This is a genomic window from Bradyrhizobium sp. HKCCYLRH1034, assembly GCF_051168375.1.
Taxonomy (GTDB): Bacteria; Pseudomonadota; Alphaproteobacteria; order Rhizobiales; family Xanthobacteraceae; genus Bradyrhizobium.
In genome coordinates this window covers 68,520-84,288 of sequence record NZ_JBNPUW010000003.1, presented here as the reverse complement: position 1 = coordinate 84,288, position 15,769 = coordinate 68,520, and the positions used below count along the sequence as shown (strand labels likewise).

14 protein-coding genes are annotated in these 15,769 nt (G+C 65.3%); 8 read left to right on the top strand and 6 right to left on the bottom strand.

Going from position 1 to position 15,769, the window contains the following annotated elements:
• Position 1: 1 nt before the first annotated feature.
• The gene (gene gtdA, locus ACQR0W_RS07500; RefSeq protein WP_315825491.1) at positions 2-1,039 is read right to left on the bottom strand and encodes a gentisate 1,2-dioxygenase; all 1,038 of its coding nucleotides are present in this window, start codon (positions 1,037-1,039) and stop codon (positions 2-4) included.
• A 102-nt stretch (positions 1,040-1,141) separates the two neighbouring features.
• On the opposite strand from gtdA, the gene maiA reads away from it, so the two are divergent.
• Positions 1,142-1,774, top strand: a complete 633-nt coding sequence (gene maiA / locus ACQR0W_RS07495; protein ID WP_316166451.1) for a maleylacetoacetate isomerase — start codon at positions 1,142-1,144, stop codon at positions 1,772-1,774.
• Positions 1,764-2,273 (top strand): MarR family winged helix-turn-helix transcriptional regulator, encoded by a 510-nt coding sequence (locus tag ACQR0W_RS07490; protein WP_316166213.1) that lies wholly within the window; start codon positions 1,764-1,766, stop codon positions 2,271-2,273. The genes maiA and ACQR0W_RS07490 overlap by 11 nt, the downstream gene beginning before the upstream one ends.
• A 38-nt stretch (positions 2,274-2,311) precedes the next feature.
• Here ACQR0W_RS07490 and ACQR0W_RS07485 read toward each other — a convergent pair whose 3' ends face one another.
• From ACQR0W_RS07485 to ACQR0W_RS07475, 3 genes are all read right to left on the bottom strand, one after another.
• On the bottom strand, positions 2,312-3,925 hold the full coding sequence (locus tag ACQR0W_RS07485; RefSeq protein WP_315715283.1) for a benzoate-CoA ligase family protein: 1,614 nt from the start codon (positions 3,923-3,925) through the stop codon (positions 2,312-2,314).
• Positions 3,922-5,061 carry an FAD-dependent monooxygenase gene (locus ACQR0W_RS07480; RefSeq protein WP_316170958.1) on the bottom strand — a complete coding sequence of 380 codons (1,140 nt, stop codon included), beginning with the start codon at positions 5,059-5,061 and terminating at the stop codon, positions 3,922-3,924. The genes ACQR0W_RS07485 and ACQR0W_RS07480 overlap by 4 nt, the downstream gene beginning before the upstream one ends.
• Before the next feature lie 112 nt (positions 5,062-5,173).
• Positions 5,174-6,127 carry an ATP-grasp domain-containing protein gene (locus tag ACQR0W_RS07475; RefSeq protein ID WP_316170957.1) on the bottom strand — a complete coding sequence of 318 codons (954 nt, stop codon included), beginning with the start codon at positions 6,125-6,127 and terminating at the stop codon, positions 5,174-5,176.
• A 288-nt stretch (positions 6,128-6,415) separates the two neighbouring features.
• Between ACQR0W_RS07475 and ACQR0W_RS07470 the strand changes: the two genes are divergently transcribed.
• The 6 genes from ACQR0W_RS07470 to ACQR0W_RS07445 all read left to right on the top strand — a co-directional run bounded on the left by ACQR0W_RS07470 (position 6,416) and on the right by ACQR0W_RS07445 (position 12,520).
• On the top strand, positions 6,416-7,189 hold the full coding sequence (locus ACQR0W_RS07470; protein WP_315715287.1) for a ferredoxin--NADP reductase: 774 nt from the start codon (positions 6,416-6,418) through the stop codon (positions 7,187-7,189).
• 210 nt (positions 7,190-7,399) lie between these two features.
• Positions 7,400-8,965 carry an acyl-CoA synthetase gene (locus ACQR0W_RS07465; protein ID WP_315752268.1) on the top strand — a complete coding sequence of 522 codons (1,566 nt, stop codon included), beginning with the start codon at positions 7,400-7,402 and terminating at the stop codon, positions 8,963-8,965.
• 216 nt (positions 8,966-9,181) lie between these two features.
• Positions 9,182-10,807: an FMN-binding glutamate synthase family protein gene (locus ACQR0W_RS07460; protein WP_315752267.1), complete on the top strand. Its 1,626-nt coding sequence runs from the start codon at positions 9,182-9,184 to the stop codon at positions 10,805-10,807.
• Positions 10,808-10,888: 81 nt separating this feature from the next.
• Positions 10,889-11,575 carry an RNA polymerase sigma factor gene (locus tag ACQR0W_RS07455; RefSeq protein ID WP_315752266.1) on the top strand — a complete coding sequence of 229 codons (687 nt, stop codon included), beginning with the start codon at positions 10,889-10,891 and terminating at the stop codon, positions 11,573-11,575.
• 96 nt (positions 11,576-11,671) lie between these two features.
• Positions 11,672-12,193 (top strand): DUF4142 domain-containing protein, encoded by a 522-nt coding sequence (locus ACQR0W_RS07450; protein WP_315752265.1) that lies wholly within the window; start codon positions 11,672-11,674, stop codon positions 12,191-12,193.
• A 9-nt stretch (positions 12,194-12,202) separates the two neighbouring features.
• Complete coding sequence (locus tag ACQR0W_RS07445; RefSeq protein ID WP_315715292.1) at positions 12,203-12,520, top strand: cupredoxin domain-containing protein; 318 nt, start codon at positions 12,203-12,205, stop codon at positions 12,518-12,520.
• A gap of 11 nt (positions 12,521-12,531) precedes the next feature.
• Here ACQR0W_RS07445 and ACQR0W_RS07440 read toward each other — a convergent pair whose 3' ends face one another.
• Both ACQR0W_RS07440 and ACQR0W_RS07435 read right to left on the bottom strand, forming a co-directional pair.
• Positions 12,532-13,833: an ABC transporter ATP-binding protein gene (locus ACQR0W_RS07440; protein ID WP_315752264.1), complete on the bottom strand. Its 1,302-nt coding sequence runs from the start codon at positions 13,831-13,833 to the stop codon at positions 12,532-12,534.
• A 15-nt stretch (positions 13,834-13,848) separates the two neighbouring features.
• Positions 13,849-15,582, bottom strand: coding sequence for an ABC transporter permease (locus ACQR0W_RS07435; RefSeq protein WP_315825485.1), 1,734 nt, complete (start codon positions 15,580-15,582; stop codon positions 13,849-13,851).
• Positions 15,583-15,769 lie beyond the last annotated feature (187 nt).

Sequence of the window (15,769 nt, the reverse complement as noted above, 5' to 3'; positions counted from 1 at the left end):
GTCAGGCGTTGCCGCGGTCTTCCCGGAACAAGTCGAGCTTCTCCTGCACCGGGCGATCCGAGAACGAGAACAGTACCGCATCCTCGTCCGGCTCATGGCTGACCCATTGCCAGCTCGGAACGACGAACAGGTCGCGCGGGCCCCATTCGAAGGTCTGGTCGCCGATGCGGCTGCGGCCCCTGCCTTCGATCGCGGTGAACACGGTCGCGTCGGTCGAGCGATAGCGCGCAGTCTTGAAGCCCTTCGGCAGCAGCTGGATGAAGGTGCCGATCGTCGGCATCGCGAAATCACCCGTCTCCGGGTTGGAGAATTTCAGCTTCAGCCCGTGGCAGGCGTCCCATTCCTCGCTCCGCTTCGCGTTCTCCAGCGCCTCGCGCGTATAGGCGTAGGGATAGTTGAAGATCGGCGATGTCCTGGATTTGCGCTTCGCATCGACCGGCAGCAGATTGTGGCCGTAGCGGGCGAAGCTGTCGCCCGCGGGGCGCGCGACCTTCTGCTGGTCCTCCTGCGCGCCTTGCGCGAACGACGCGTCGAGAAACTGCACAAGGGGAATGTCGAGGCCGTCGAGCCAGAACATCGGCTCGGTGGTCTCATTGCCGTGATCGTGCCAAGTCATCGACGGGGTGATGATGAAGTCGCCCGGCTCCATCAGGGTGCGCTCGCCCTCGACGGTCGTGAAGGCTCCCTTTCCTTCCAGCACGAAGCGCAATGCGGACTGGCTGTGCCGATGGGCGGGCGCAACATCGCCTGGGATCACCATCTGAACGCCGGCATAGAGCGATGTGGTGATCTTGGACTGCCCGCGCAGTCCCGGATTCTCCAGGATCAGCACGCGCCGCTCGGCTTCCTTCGCCGTGATCAGCCGCCCGGCTTCGACCATGTAGTCGCGGATCGCCGCGAACTGCCACAGATGCGGGCGGCAGGCGCTCTTCGGCTCGGGCGTGATGAGATCGCTCATCACGGTCCACAGCGCCGTCATGTTTTCGCCGTCGATCTTCTTGTAGAACGCCTCGCGCTCCGGTGTCGAAACCGCGGCCATGCGCGCCTCCCATGATCAGATGTCGTTCTTGATTGACAGTATACTGCCAATTTGATTACCGTCAAATACAACCAGAGCTGTCGCATCGGGAGGACTGCCATGATGAAGCTGCACGGCTATTTCCGCAGCAGCGCATCCTATCGCGTCAGGATCGCGCTCAACCTCAAGGGTCTCACGGCCGAGCATCTGCCGCATCACCTCCGCAAGGGCGAGCAGCGCGCGCCCGCCTATCTCGCGCTCAATCCGCAGGGTTTGGTCCCGGCGCTCGAGGACGACAGCGGCGCCACGTTGATCCAGTCGCTTGCGATCATCGAATGGCTCGACGAGACTCATCCCGAGCCGCCGCTGCTGCCGAAGGATCCGTTGCGACGCGCCCAGGTCCGCGCCTTCGCGCAGGTGCTCGCCTGCGACACCCATCCGGTGCAGAACCTGAAGGTGCTGGCGCGGCTCCGGGAGCTCGGCCTGCCCGAGGACAAGGTCACGGCCTGGGCCGGCTGGGCCAACCGCGAGGGGCTTGCTGTCTGCGAAGCGCTGATCAAGCATGAGCCTGGCCCATTCTGCTTCGGTGCGGCGCCAACCTTGGCCGATCTCTGCCTGGTGCCGCAGCTCGGCAATGCACGCCGCTTCGGCGTCGATGTCGCAGCGTTTCCGCGCCTGCTGCAGGCCGAAGCCGCGGCGAAGGCGCTGCCGGCCTTCGCCGCTGCTGCTCCGGAGCGTCAGCCCGATGCCGAGTAGGCCGGCCGACATCACGATGGACGCAGTCTACACCAAGCCGGGCTATCTGTTCCGGCGGATGCAGCAGATTGCCGTGTCCATCTTCGTCGAGGAGTGCCGCGAGTTCGACCTGACGCCGGTGCAATATGCGGCGCTGGTCGCGATCCAGACGCACCCCGGCATCGATGCCACCAGGCTGTCGGCGGTGATCGCCTTCGACCGTTCGACGCTCGGCAGCGTGATCGAGCGGCTGGAGAGCAAGGGCCATATCGAGCGCAGGCCGTCGGCCGAGGACAAGCGCGTCAAGCTGCTTTATCTGACCAGGGCGGGCGGAGCCCTTCTCCGTGCGATCATGCCGGCGGTCGATCGCGCCCAGGCCCGCATGCTGGCGCCGCTGAAGGCCGCGGATCGCAAGATGCTGATGGCGTTGCTGGCGCAGCTCGTCGATCTCAACAACGAGGTGTCGCGGGTGCCGCTGCGCGCCGAGGATGCGCTGGAGCATCTCGGCAAAACCGGCTGATCGCGGAACTCCGCAGTTGTCGGGCGCAAGGCGTAGGCTCACAGCCGCATCACCGCCTGACGATCGATCTTGCCGGTGCCCGTCTTCGGCAATTCGTCGATGAAGACGATCTCGCGCGGATATTTGTAGGGCAGCAGTTTCGCCTTCACGTAGTCCTGAAGCGCCTTGACGGTCGGGATTTGGTCGGGGGATCCGCCGTTGGTGACCACCACGGCCTTCAGGCTCATGCGACGATCCGGCAGCTCGTGCGCAAACACGGCGCATTCTCTGATATCGGGATGCTCGGCGAGGCAGAGCTCGACCTCGAGCGGATAGACCCATTGGCCGGAGATCTTGACCAGGTCGTCGGCGCGGCCGCGGAAGAAATGGAAGCCGTCGGCATCGCGCACGAAACGGTCGCCGGTGTAGATCCAGCCGCCATCGCGGATCGTCTCCGCGGTCTTGTCCGGACGGTTCCAGTAGAGCGGCGTGTTGGAGTCGCCGCGTACCCAGAGAATGCCCTCTTCGCCGTTGGCGACCTCGCGTCCTTCGCCGTCGCGCAGCGCGATCTCGTAGCCGGGAACGCGCAGTCCGGCGGCGCCGAGCTTCTTGCGGTCCTCGCGGTTCGAGAGATAGACGTGGAGAACCTCGGTCGAGCCGAGACCTTCGACGATCTCCAAGCCGGTCAGGCTCTTCCAACCGTTGAAGACCTCGGCCGAGAGCACCTCGGCCGCAGAAACCGCGAGCCGCAGTGACGAGACGTCGGCCTGCTTCGCACCCTCGGCCTTGGTGAGCGCGGTGTAGAGCGTCGGCAGGCCGAAGAACACGGTTGGTCGGAAGCGGCCGATCGCATCGAAGATGGCGGCGGGTTTCGGCTGGCCGGGCAGCAGCAGCGTCGTCGCTCCGGCCGAGAATGGAAAGGTGATCGCATTGCCGAAGCCGTAGGCGAAGAAGATCTTGGGCACCGAGAAGCAGATGTCGTCCGGCTTGAGCCGCAGCACGTTGCGGGCGAACGCCTGCTCGCTATAGGCCATGTCGTGCTGCAGATGGACGATGCCCTTGGGGCGTCCGGTGGAGCCGGACGAATACATCCAGAATGCCATCTCGTCGCGGTGGGTGTCGGCCTCCGCCAACTGATCGGTGAAGTTGGGCAGCCACGCATCGACCGCGACCGTCGTTGCGACGGCGGTGGCCGGCGCCTCGCCATTGACGACGACCAGTGTACGCAGCGCGGTCTCGGCGCAGGCCTGTGCGTCGAACCGTGCGGCAAACTCGGCGTCGGCGACCGCGATCTTGGCGCCGGAATCAGCGAGATAGAATTGCAGCAGATCCGGCGGCGTCAATGTGTTGATCAGCAGCGGCACGAAGCCGGCGCGCACTGCGCCGAAGAACGCGGCCGGATAGGCCGGTGTATCGTCGAGGAACAGCAGGACCCGGTCGCCGCGGCTGAGCCCGAGCGCGGTGAAGCCGTTGCCCCAACGGCAGGCGTCGGCACACAGCTCGGCATAGCTGCGCTGGCCGGCCGGACCGATCAGCGCAGTCTTGTTGGCGTTGCCCTTGGCGAGGTTGTCGAACAGCACGCGGCTGGCATTGTAGCGGGCGGGAATTGCGAAGCCGATCTCGCGCGCGCCGGCGCTGTCGCGCGGAACCTGGTCGGCGATCTCTCTGGTCATGCGCGTGCTCCCGTGCTCCGAGATGCCTCGTAGCGGGCCATGAACTGCGGAGCCATCGCGCGCAGCCTGGTCTCATCGATGCGCCCGGACCGGGTGATGTAGCTGTAGGCAAAATCCAACAGGCTGAGCGTCATGTGAGCCGGGAAGGACTCATACCAGTCGCTGCTGGTCCGGGCCGCCGTCACCAGCTTCTTCACGATCGGCTGGCGCTCGGCCTGATAGCGGGCGAGGCCGTCAGAGAGGCTGGTCTCGGCATCGAGCGCCTTGGCGAGCGCGATCGCGTCCTCGATCGCCAGCCGCGTCCCGGAGCCGATCGAGAAGTGCGCCGTATGCAGCGCGTCGCCGATCAGCACCATGTTCCGGTGCCACCAGTGCTCATTCCAGACCCAGGGGAAATTGCGCCATACCGATCGGTTGGAGACCAGCGCGTGACCGTCGAGCGTGGCGGCGAACACCTGCTCGCAGACGCGCCGGGATTCATCGACCGACATCTCGGCGAAGCCATGGGCGTGCCACGTGGCGCGATCGCATTCCACCAGGAACGTGCTCATGTCCGGCGAATAGCGATAATGGTGCGCGTTGAAGCTGCCGCGGTCGGTCGCGACGAAGGTCTGCGACAGCGTGGCAAAGGTCTTCGACGTGCCGTACCATGCGAACTTGTTGCTGGAGTAGGAGACGGAGAAGCCGAAATCGCCTTCGAAGCTGCGGCGAACCAGCGAGTTCAGCCCGTCGGCAGCGACGATGAGGTCGTAGCCTGCGAGCTGGTCCAGCGACTGGATGGTCGTGCCGTAGCGGGCGACGACGCCCACGCTCTCGGCGCGGGCCTGCAGCAGCTTCAACAGCTCGAGCCGGCCGATCGCGGAAAAGCCGACGCCGTCGATCTCGACAGTCTCGCCGCGCAGATTGAGCGTGATGTTGCGCCAGCTCTCCATGTGCGGCGCGATCGCGTCCACGGTGTCGGGATCGTCGGCGCGCAGGAATTCGAGCGCCTGATCGGAGAACACGACGCCAAAGCCCCAGGTCGCCCCGGCCGGGTTCTGCTCGAACAGATCGACCACGGCGGCGGGGTGCCGCTTCTTCCAGAGATAGGCGAAATACAGCCCGCCAGGGCCGCCGCCGAGCACGGCGATGCGCAAGGGCGTCCTCCACATTGACAGTATACTGTTTATTTTGGATCGGAGATTAATCCCTCATCTCGATCGAGGCCAGGGAAATCTTATTGCTGGAGATCGGGCCGGCGGCCGCAAGTCATCCCGACCGGCCTCTGCCGAAGATCGCGTCGAGCGCGGCGAAATATGTGCTTTCGACCAGCTCCGGCGCATGCCGGCCGAGCGCCTCCATCTTCACGCCCGAATTGATCTCGAGCACCTGCCAGTGTCCATCGGCCAGCACGAGGTCGACCGATGCGTAGCGGATGCCGATGACGCGTGCCGCCGCGGTGGCGAGTGCGGCACAGAGGTCCCGCTGCGCGCCTGGTTCGAGCAGCACTGGCTGAGCTCCGAATTCGAGATTGTGCCGCCAGCTCAGCAGGCGCTGCTCGCCGCGCGGCACGACGGCGCGCAAGGCCGACGCGTCGAATTCCGCATCGAGGCGCCGCAGGAGCTGGGCGTGCCCCGTGGCCGGAGTGGCCGCCAGCGCGAGGGCGAGCAGCGGCTGCACGCCATCGCCGGCCACGATGGGGCGCTGCTTGCGGTAGACGATCAGGGACGCGTCATCGAGCTGCACGACACGGACTTCGTCGACGATGTCCATGAGCGGCGCGATCGCGACATTCGCGCCGGTCTCGAAGATGCTGTTCACTGCGCGCAGCAGGTCATCCTTCGCCGTGACGCGGACCACCGACCGTCCAGAGGTCCCCTCGTTGGGCTTGACCACCAGCCCGCGCGGATGCGTTTCGAGCAGCGCCAGCGCGGCCTCGGCCATCTGCCCCGACTGGCCGCCGAGGGCCGGCGCCAGAAAGAATGCGTGTGGAACCGCGGCAATCCCGTCGGCTCTCAGCAGCGCCGAGGTCGCCGCCTTGTCACAGGCCAGTCTGTGCGCCACCGCACTGTTCAGGCCGAGATCATAGCCGAAGATCAGGTGACGCCGGGTGGCATCCTCGAGCACCAGCAGCCAGCCGTCCTCCCGCACGTCGAGCGCGATGCCTCGTTCGGCGCAGTAGCGGGTGATGGCGGCGAGCTGGGCCTGCGGATGGTTAATCATTGCTCAAGGATTGGGCCAGAGATGCGGAATTAAAGTGCTGGAAAATCGGAATATCGGCAAGTAAATTACCCATATCGTTTGTGTACGAACGAATGCCCGATCGAGGCGAATCCGGACATCAGCCGGCATGCATTTGATCGTGATCAATGGTGCGTCCATGCGGGTTGATTATTCGCTGTTTTCACGTACATCAGGCGCCGAAATCGCTGGATCTATAGGGGTTTTGCGGTCCTGCCTCCGTCACGACTTGTTTCTTCCAACTTCAGCCCACGTGAAAAAACAAACGACATGAGCGCGTTCTATAAAGAGAAAGTTCTTTCCGTTCACCACTGGACGGACACCCTGTTCTCCTTCCGAGCCACCCGCGATGCGGGCTTCCGCTTCCAGAATGGTCAGTTCGCGATGATCGGCCTCGAGGTCGAGGGCCGCCCGCTGCTGCGCGCCTACAGCATGGCCAGCGCCAATCACGAGGAGGAACTCGAGTTCTTCAGCATCAAGGTGCAAGACGGACCGCTGACCTCCCGGCTGCAGAAGATCAAGGAAGGCGACACCATCCTGGTCGGCCGCAAGGCGACCGGCACGCTGATCCCCGACAACCTGCTGCCCGGCAGCCGGCTTCTGCTGCTGTCGACCGGCACCGGCCTTGCCCCGTTCGCCAGCCTGATCAAGGACCCCGACGTCTACGAGCGGTTCGAGAGCATCGTGCTGGTCCATGGCTGCCGCCAGGTCGCCGAGCTCGCCTATGGCGAGAGCGTCGTCGCCAAGCTGCGCGAGGACGAGTTGTTCGGAGAACTGCTCGACGGCAAGCTGCAGTATTATCCGACCGTCACACGCGAGCCGTTCCGCAACCGTGGCCGCATCACCGACCTGATCTCGTCGCAGCAGCTGTTCAACGATATCGGCCAGCATGAGCTCGATATCGCCAAGGACCGTATCATGATGTGCGGCAGCCCGGCGATGCTGGAGGAACTCAAGACCATGTTCGAGTCGCGCGGCTTCCTCGAAGGCAGCGGCAACGAGCCGGGCCATTTCGTGATCGAGAAGGCCTTCGTCGAGCGCTGAGCCGTCGCCCCTTCGTCTCCGACTTTTCTGAAAGAGCGCCTCGACGCAATCGGGGCGCTCTTTTCGTTGGCAATATCCTCCTTGCGCGTTTCGAAGCGGCTGTGCGATTTTCGGCAGCAAGACCGGACCTGCAGACGTCCGGCGCGACACAGGGAGGGGACTTGGACTGCCTGAGCGGCGGCCATCCCCGATACAATAAGGGGTACGGCCATGGATTCCATCGTTCGCAGACAGACGCTCGGTGACCTCCTGCGGCGGAGCGCGGCGCGCACGCCGGGAAAGACGGCCGTGATCTGCGGCGAGGTCAGCTGGACCTACGCCGAGTTCAACGCCATCGTCGACCGCCTCGCGGCCGGCCTCGCCACCCGCGGTGTCGGCAAGGGCGAGCGCGTGGCCATCCTCGCCCGCAATTCGCATGCCTTCGCGGCCTTGCGCTTCGCGCTGGCGCGGCTCGGCGCCGTGCTGGTGCCGATCAACTTCATGCTCAAGCCCGAGGAGGTTGCCTACATCCTCAAGCATGCCGGCGCGCGGCTGCTGGCGACCGACAGCGGCTTTGCCGGCGTGGCCCGCGCCGCCAAGACGCTGGTGCCGGCGGTCGAGCAGATGATCTGGCTGCCGTCGGAAGGTCCGAGCGAGCGGCAAAGCGACATGATCGACTTTGCGGAGCTCGCGGCGTCGACGGCGACGGTGCCTGCCGTCGAGATCGCCGGAAGCGACGTCGCGCAGATCGTCTACACCTCTGGTACGGAGTCGCTGCCGAAGGGCGCCATGCTCACCCATGACGCCGTCATTTGGCAGTATGTGAGCTGTATCGTCGATGCTGGCATCGCCGCCGATGACGTCACCCTGCACGCGCTGCCGCTGTATCATTGCGCGCAGCTCGACGTGTTCTTCGGCCCTTCGATCTATGTCGGCGCGACCAACATCATCACGGCGTTTCCGACGCCCGACAATCTGCTGCCGCTGATCGCGAAATATCGGATCACATCGTTCTTCGCGCCGCCCACCGTCTGGATCTCGATCCTGCGCTCGCCGCTGTTCGAGACCACCGACGTATCCACCTTGCGCAAGGGCTATTACGGCGCCTCGATCATGCCGGTCGAGGTGCTGCGCGAGCTGGCGCAGCGGCTGCCCAAGGTGCGGCTGTGGAATCTCTACGGCCAGACCGAGATCGCTCCGCTGGCGACGATGCTCGGACCCGAGGATCAACTGCGCAAGCCGGGCTCTTGCGGCCGCGCCGTGCTCAACGTCGAGACGCGGGTCGTCGATGACGACATGAATGATGTCGCACCAGGCGAGGTCGGCGAGGTCGTGCACCGCTCGCCGCATCTGATGCTCGGCTACTTCCACGACGACGAGCGCACCGCCGCCGCCTTCCAGGGCGACTGGTTTCACTCCGGCGATCTCGCGACCATCGACGGGGAAGGCTACATCACCATCGTCGATCGCAAGAAGGACATGATCAAGACCGGCGGTGAGAACGTCGCCAGCCGCGAGGTCGAGGAGGCGCTCTATCTGATCCCGGAAGTGTCGGAGGTCGCCGTCGTCGGCCTGCCGCATCCGCGCTGGGTCGAGGCCGTTGTGGCGATGGTCGTGGTCAAGTCCGGCTGTGAGCTGACCGAGGCGGCCGTGCTCGAGCAGGCTTCGGCCAGGCTGGCCTCGTTCAAGACGCCGAAGCGGATCGTGTTCGTCGATGCGCTGCCCAAGAACCCCAGCGGCAAGCTGCTGAAGCGGCAGTTGCGCGAGACGCATTCGGGGCTGTTTGCGCAGGGGTAAGCGGCTGCCGTCGTCGAGCAACGCGTAGCGGCGCCGGGAGTCCCGGAGGCCGGCCCGGCGCTGCGGCTCGATCCCGCAGCGCGGCAGTCGATAGAAGGCGGCTATCGACGTTGTGATATGATCGATGGCCGATTGCGCGCGCTTGTGTAACGATTGCTTCGCGATATCAGTAGTATCGTGATTATCGATCTTCCACGAGCCGCCCCGAGGCCTTCCATGGATACGCTGCTGCTCCCGTTTTCGCCGCGCTTCATCGTGCTGACGATCTGCGCCACGGCGACCGCTTTGCTGCTGATCCTCGGCATCTACGACCGCAAGATCTTTGATCTCGTCCTGATCCCGCTGTTGATCTTCGGCGCGCTCACCCTGCTCGGCGTGCGCGACCTCATGCAGAAGAGCCACGCGGTGCTGCGCAACTACCCGATCGCGGCACACCTGCGTTTCCTGCTCGAGGAGATGCGGCCTGAGATGCGGCAGTATTTCTTCGAGAGCGAGAAGGACGGCATGCCGTTCTCGCGCGACACCCGTGCGGTGGTCTATCAGCGCGCCAAGATGGTGCTCGACAAGCGCCCGTTCGGCACCCAGGAAGACGTCTACCGCGAGGGCTATGAATGGATGCACCATTCGATGTCGCCCAAGCCGCGTGCGGAGGAAAAATACCGCATCACCATCGGCGGCCCCGACTGCGCAAAACCCTATTCCGCCTCGGTGTTCAACATCTCGGCGATGAGCTTTGGCGCCCTGAGCCCGAATGCGGTGCGCGCACTCAATGGTGGCGCCAAGCGCGGCGGCTTCGCGCACGACACCGGCGAGGGCGGCTTCAGCCCGTACCATGCCGAGATGGGCGGCGACATCATCTGGGAGATCGGATCCGGCTATTTCGGCTGCCGCCGCCATGACGGCACGTTCGACCCCGACGCGTTCGCGCGGGTCGCAGCCGCCGAGCAGATCAAGATGGTCGAGCTCAAGATCAGCCAGGGCGCCAAGCCCGGCCACGGCGGCGTGCTGCCGGCGGCGAAGGTGTCCGAGGAGATCTCCAAGATCCGCGGCGTCGCGATGGGCGAGGACTGCATCTCGCCGGCGGCGCACCGCGCGTTCTCGACGCCAATCGGGATGATGCAGTTCATCGGCGAGATGCGGCGGCTGTCGGGCGGCAAGCCGGCCGGCTTCAAGCTGTGCATTGGCCATCCCTGGGAGTTCCTTGCGATCTGCAAGGCGATGCTGGAGACCGGCATCTATCCCGACTTCATCGTGGTCGACGGCAATGAGGGCGGCACCGGCGCGGCGCCGCTGGAGTTCATGGACCACCTCGGCATGCCGATGCGCGAGGGCGTCAATTTCGTGCACAATGCGCTGGTCGGGCTGAACGTCCGCGATCGTATCAAGATCGGCGCCTCCGGCAAGATCGCCACCGCCTTCGACATGGCGCGCGCGATGTCGATCGGCGCCGACTGGTGCAACTCGGCGCGCGGCTTCATGTTCGCGCTCGGCTGCATCCAGTCCTTGAGCTGCCACACCGACCGCTGCCCAACGGGCGTCGCGACGCAGGATCCGACGCGCGCCCGCGCGCTGGTCGTGCCGCACAAGCTCGACCGCGTCTACAACTATCATCACGCGACCCTGCATGCGCTGGCCGAGCTGCTCGCCGCCGCCGGCCTCGAGCATCCGCAGGATCTGCGGCCCATCCACTTCTCACAGCGGACGTCGACCACCGATGTCTCCTCCTTTGCCAAGCTGTATCCATCGCTGCGGCCGGGCGAACTGCTCGAGGGCACCCAGGACGTCCGCTTCCGCGACGCCTGGGCGATGGCGCGAGCCGATACGTTTGCGGCGGTGCAGTGAAACGCCTTGCGTGATCGTTCTTGGGAACTTTCCGGCTCCAATTCCATCTAAGCCACGTGTACTCAGCTTGGATGATCGACAATGCCTTGGACCACAGCGACCACGGTCTCCGCGGCGACGAGCGGCGAGGATGACCTGATCCGACGGGCGAAAGCCCGCGACGAGGCGGCCATTCGGGCCATCCTGCAGGCCAACAACCGCCGCCTGTTCCGGATCGCCCGCGGCATCCTGCGCAACGACAGCGAGGCGGAGGACGTCGTGCAGGAAACCTATGTCCGGGCACTCACCCACCTGGACGCGTTTCGCGGCCAGTCCAGCCTGTCGACGTGGCTGGTTCGCATCGCGATGAACGAGGCGATGGGGCGGCTGCGCGGGCGGCGACCGGCACTGCAACTGGATGCGGAGCGAGAGAACAAGCCTCGGGCCGAGGTCATCCAATTTCCCGCCACGTCGAGCGATCCGGAGAAGTCGGTGGCGCAGCGCCAGATCCAGGCCGTTGTCGAACGGGCGATCGATGACCTGTCCGAGCCGTTTCGCCTGGTGTTCATCGCCCGCGTGATCGAGGAGATGAGCATCGACGAGACGGCGGACTTGCTCGGATTGAAGCCCGAGACCGTGAAGACGCGCCTGCATCGCGCCCGCGGCATGTTGCGCGAGAACGTCGAAAAAGAGATCGGTCCCGTCCTTCTGGACGCGTTTCCCTTCGCCGGCCCGCGTTGCGAGCGGCTGACCGAGGCCGTGCTCGATCGTCTTCGACGTCCGACCTGAAGATTCTCGGGAACGTCGGCTCCCGCTTTTCATCCAATCCCTGTGCAGTCATTCACCCGCCGGCCACGAGGTCCGGCGGCACAGGAGATGAGAACCATGTTCAAGCATATCGGTACGATCGCCCTCGCGCTCTGCCTCACGAGCAGCGTCGCCCTGTCGCAGGGCGCCAAGCTCAGCGATCCGCAGATCGCGCATATCGCCTACACCGCCGGCGAAATCGACATCAAGGCGGCGAAGCAGGCCTTGGACAAGTCCGGCAGCAAGGAGGTCAAGGAGTTCGCGCAAGGCATGGTGCGGGACCACGAGGCGGTCAACAAGCAGGCCCTCGCCCTGGTCAAGAAGCTGAAAGTGACGCCGGAAGACAACGATACCAGCCGCGCGCTGTCGAAGCAGGCGAGCGAGAAGCTCGACGAGCTCAGCAAGCTCAAGGGCGCGGCATTCGACAAGGCCTATATCGCCAACGAGGTCGCCTACCACAAGACGGTGAACGGCGCGCTGGAGACGCAGCTCATTCCGTCCGCAACCAACGCCGAGCTGAAGGAGTTGCTGCAGACCGGCTTGAAGCTCTTCCAGGGCCACGAGCAGCACGCCGAGCATGTCGCGGCGGATCTGAAGTAGGACGATCCGATGCTGTCAGGACGCATCACTCTCGTGAGTGTGGTTGTGCTCGCCGCCATGAGCGTTCCGGCGCGCGCTGCCACGATCCGGATCTTGGTGGACAAGCTCGAATTCTCGCCGGCCGCGGCTTCGGCCAAGGTCGGCGATACCGTCGAATGGGTCAACAAGGATGCGCTGGCTCATACGGCCACGGCGCGGGATGGCGCCTTCGATGTCACTTTGCCGCCGAGCAAGACGGTGAGCTCGGTCCTCAAGAAGGCGGGCACGGTCGACTACTACTGCCGCTTTCATCCCAACATGAAGGCGACACTGACCATCGCGCCGTGACGCCGTTGGCCTCAATGCGGGTTCTCCAGGCTGAAGGTCTCGGACTGCTCGTCATAGGCGAACAGCTCGGCATAGCGGCCCCATGACACGATGGTGTGCAAGGTCTCGTCGGCGTAGTGCTCGGACATGTAGTCCTCGAGCTCGATGCGGAAGCGCGCAGCCGGAGCGGCGTGCGAGGGGCGGTCGTCGAGCACGCGGCGGATCAGCCCCATCAGCGGCACGTTCTCCATCAAATGCTTCGCGAACAGCTTCTTGCGCTCGTCGGTCTCCTGATGGGCGAACCGCCGCCCGTCCTCGGTCAAGGTCAGGTCGCCTTCACTGAGCTGGGCGAAGCGCAAGAGCTGCAGCGCCTCGGCCAGCGGAAAGATCTCGTCGACCTCGAGCTGCAGATGGCCCGCCAGCACCGGCAGGTCGGCATGCCCATTATAGGGTTCGCCGGCTAGCGTCTCGATCAGGCCGGAGATCGAGTTCGACGACACGTGGTTGAGCACCATGCCCACGCCGGCGCTGGCGGTGCTCGGCAGCTTCGGCTCGGGCCGCTGCGTCATGCGGGCATAGAGACTGTCGACGAGCTGGCGGAACGCGGGATCGAGCCGGTTGCGCGGATGCGGCAGGTCGATCCTGAACTCGGCGGCGACGCGGCCGGGATTGGACGAGAACACCAGGACGCGGTCGCACATCAGCACCGCTTCCTCGATGTTATGCGTCACCATCAGCACCGACTTGATCGGCAGCCGGCCGTCGGTCCAGAGATCGACGAGGTCGGTGCGCAGCGTCTCGGCGGTGAGCACGTCGAGCGCGGAGAACGGCTCGTCCATCAGCAGGAGGTCAGGATGCACGACGAGCGCGCGGGCGAAGCCGACGCGCTGGCGCATGCCGCCGGACAGCTCTTTTGGAAAAGCCGATTCGAAACCGTCGAGACCTATCAGGTCGATCGCGGCCAGCGCGCGTTTGCGCCGCTCGGCACTGTCGACACCGAGCGCCTCCAGGCCGAGTTCGACGTTTTGCAGCACGGTGAGCCAGGGAAACAGCGCGAACGACTGGAACACCATGGCGACGCCAACAGGGGGGCCGGCGATGATCTCGCCGCGGCATCGTGCTTCGCCTGAGGATGGCGACACCAGGCCGGCGATGATCCGCAGCAGGGTCGACTTGCCCGAGCCGGAGCGTCCGAGCAGGCCGACGATTTCGCCGGCTCGGATCGTGAGGTCGACCTTCTCCAGCACGACGAGATCCTCGCCGCTGCCCTTTGGGAAGAGCCGGCTGACGCTCTTGATCTCGATCAGCGATGTGTCCTTGACCTGGTCGCGCATGATGATCTCTCCCGGTCAGCCGAGCCGCAGCCGGCGCTCGCCGAAGGCATACAGCGGCCGCCACAGCAGCCGGTTGAACAGAGTGACGAGGATGCACATCACGGCAATGCCGAGTACCACGCGCGGAAAGTCGCCGCGCTCCGTCGCCGCGGCGATGTAGGCGCCGAGCCCCGACGCCGTCAGATGCGTGTCGCCCCAGCTCGCGACCTCTGCGACGATCGCCGCGTTCCATGAGCCGCCCGAGGCGGTGATGGCGCCGGTGATGTAATAGGGGAAGATTCCGGGCAGCACGACCTTGAACCACCAGCGCCAGCCGGTCAGGTGCAGGCTCGCGGCCGCCTCGCGCAGGTCGGTCGGGAAGGCGCTGGCACCGGCGATGACGTTGAATAGGATGTACCATTGCGTGCCCAGGATCATCAGCGGGCTCAGCCAGACATTGGCGTCGAGGCGAAAGCGCACGATCAGCACGACGAACACCGGGAAGGCGAGGTTGGCCGGGAAGGCGGCGAGGAACTGCGCCAGCGGCTGGATGCGCTCAGCGAGCTTGGGCCGCAGCCCGATCCAGACGCCGACGGGGACCCAGATCAGCGACGCCAGCCCGATCAGCACCACCACGCGGATCAGCGTGATCAGGCCATAGCCGATGGCGGAGAGGACATCGGCGGGCGCCAGCGTGGCCGAGAGGTAGAGGTACGTCTTCCAGCCGGCATAGGCGCAACCGAGAACGACGACGGCGAGCCAGAGGCCGTCGACGAGCTGCGACGGTGGCGCGTGCCGCACCGGGCCGCTCCAGGTTTTAGGCCAGTTGATCCGCAGGTTCGAGACGGCGCGATTGACCGCGGCGAACGGGACGGACAGCGAGCGCAGCGCGCGGGTGCGCCGGAACAGGTCGAGCATCCACGAGCTCGGCGGATTGCCCGAGGCGGTCTGCTCGAAGCGGAATTTGTCGGCCCAGGCCACGATCGGACGGAACAGCAGCTGATCGTAGGCGGTGATGACCAGCAGCATGGTCAGCAGCGCGGCGCCGATCGCGGCGAGATCCTTCTGCTGAATTGCCAGCGCGACGTAGGAGCCGATGCCGGGCAGGGTGACGGTGGTGTTGCCGACCGTGATCGCCTCGGAGGCCACGACGAAGAACCAGCCGCCGGACATCGACATCATCGCATTCCAGATCAGGCCGGGCATCGCATAGGGGACGTCGAGCCGCCAGAAGCGCTGCCAGCCGGAGAGGTGGAAGCTGCGCGTCGCCTCCTCCAGATCCTTCGGCACGTTGCGCATCGACTGGTACATGCTGAAGGTCATGTTCCAGGCCTGGCTGGTGAAGATCGCGAACACGCAGGCGAGCTCGGCGCCCAGCACCTTGCCGGGGAGCAGGTTCATGAAGAACACGACGGTGAAGGTGAGGAAGCCGAGGATCGGCACCGACTGCAGGATGTCGAGCAGCGGGATCAGCACGATCTCGGCGCGCCGGCTCTTGGCCGCCAGCGCGGCGTAGACGAAGGTGAACACGAGCGAGCACGCGATCGCGAGCAGCATGCGCAAGGTCGTGCGCAGCGCGTAGAGCGGAAGGTTGGCCGGATCGAGCGACACCGGGGCGGTATCCAGCGCCGACAGCGGCTGGGTGGTCTGCTCGCCGCCATAGACGATCAGCACCATCGCGCCCACCACGATCACCAGCGCGACCACGTCCCAGATGTTGGGACGGACGGCGTCGCGCAGCACTGTGGTCCGGAGCTCCTGAAGCATCATCGGCGTGTCTCGTCTCGTCGTCCGCAGCCATCGGCGGTGGCTGCGGACGGTGCTTGTCATGGCGTATGGGCTGGTTCGCGCCGGCTGGGGCTGCCGACCGAATCCGTACCCTAAGTGCCCTGTGTGATGGTTTGATATCAAGCGGCGGCGGCCGGGATCCGGTACCACATGTCGGCCTATCAAAGGA

Coding starts and splice junctions, on each gene's coding strand:
- gtdA (WP_315825491.1), bottom strand. CDS start 1,039: ATGGCCGCGGTTTCGACACCGGAGCGCGAGGCGTTCTACAAGAAGATC.
- maiA (WP_316166451.1), top strand. CDS start 1,142: ATGAAGCTGCACGGCTATTTCCGCAGCAGCGCATCCTATCGCGTCAGG.
- ACQR0W_RS07490 (WP_316166213.1), top strand. CDS start 1,764: ATGCCGAGTAGGCCGGCCGACATCACGATGGACGCAGTCTACACCAAG.
- ACQR0W_RS07485 (WP_315715283.1), bottom strand. CDS start 3,925: ATGACCAGAGAGATCGCCGACCAGGTTCCGCGCGACAGCGCCGGCGCG.
- ACQR0W_RS07475 (WP_316170957.1), bottom strand. CDS start 6,127: ATGATTAACCATCCGCAGGCCCAGCTCGCCGCCATCACCCGCTACTGC.
- ACQR0W_RS07470 (WP_315715287.1), top strand. CDS start 6,416: ATGAGCGCGTTCTATAAAGAGAAAGTTCTTTCCGTTCACCACTGGACG.
- ACQR0W_RS07465 (WP_315752268.1), top strand. CDS start 7,400: ATGGATTCCATCGTTCGCAGACAGACGCTCGGTGACCTCCTGCGGCGG.
- ACQR0W_RS07460 (WP_315752267.1), top strand. CDS start 9,182: ATGGATACGCTGCTGCTCCCGTTTTCGCCGCGCTTCATCGTGCTGACG.
- ACQR0W_RS07455 (WP_315752266.1), top strand. CDS start 10,889: ATGCCTTGGACCACAGCGACCACGGTCTCCGCGGCGACGAGCGGCGAG.
- ACQR0W_RS07450 (WP_315752265.1), top strand. CDS start 11,672: ATGTTCAAGCATATCGGTACGATCGCCCTCGCGCTCTGCCTCACGAGC.
- ACQR0W_RS07445 (WP_315715292.1), top strand. CDS start 12,203: ATGCTGTCAGGACGCATCACTCTCGTGAGTGTGGTTGTGCTCGCCGCC.
- ACQR0W_RS07440 (WP_315752264.1), bottom strand. CDS start 13,833: ATGCGCGACCAGGTCAAGGACACATCGCTGATCGAGATCAAGAGCGTC.
- ACQR0W_RS07435 (WP_315825485.1), bottom strand. CDS start 15,582: ATGATGCTTCAGGAGCTCCGGACCACAGTGCTGCGCGACGCCGTCCGT.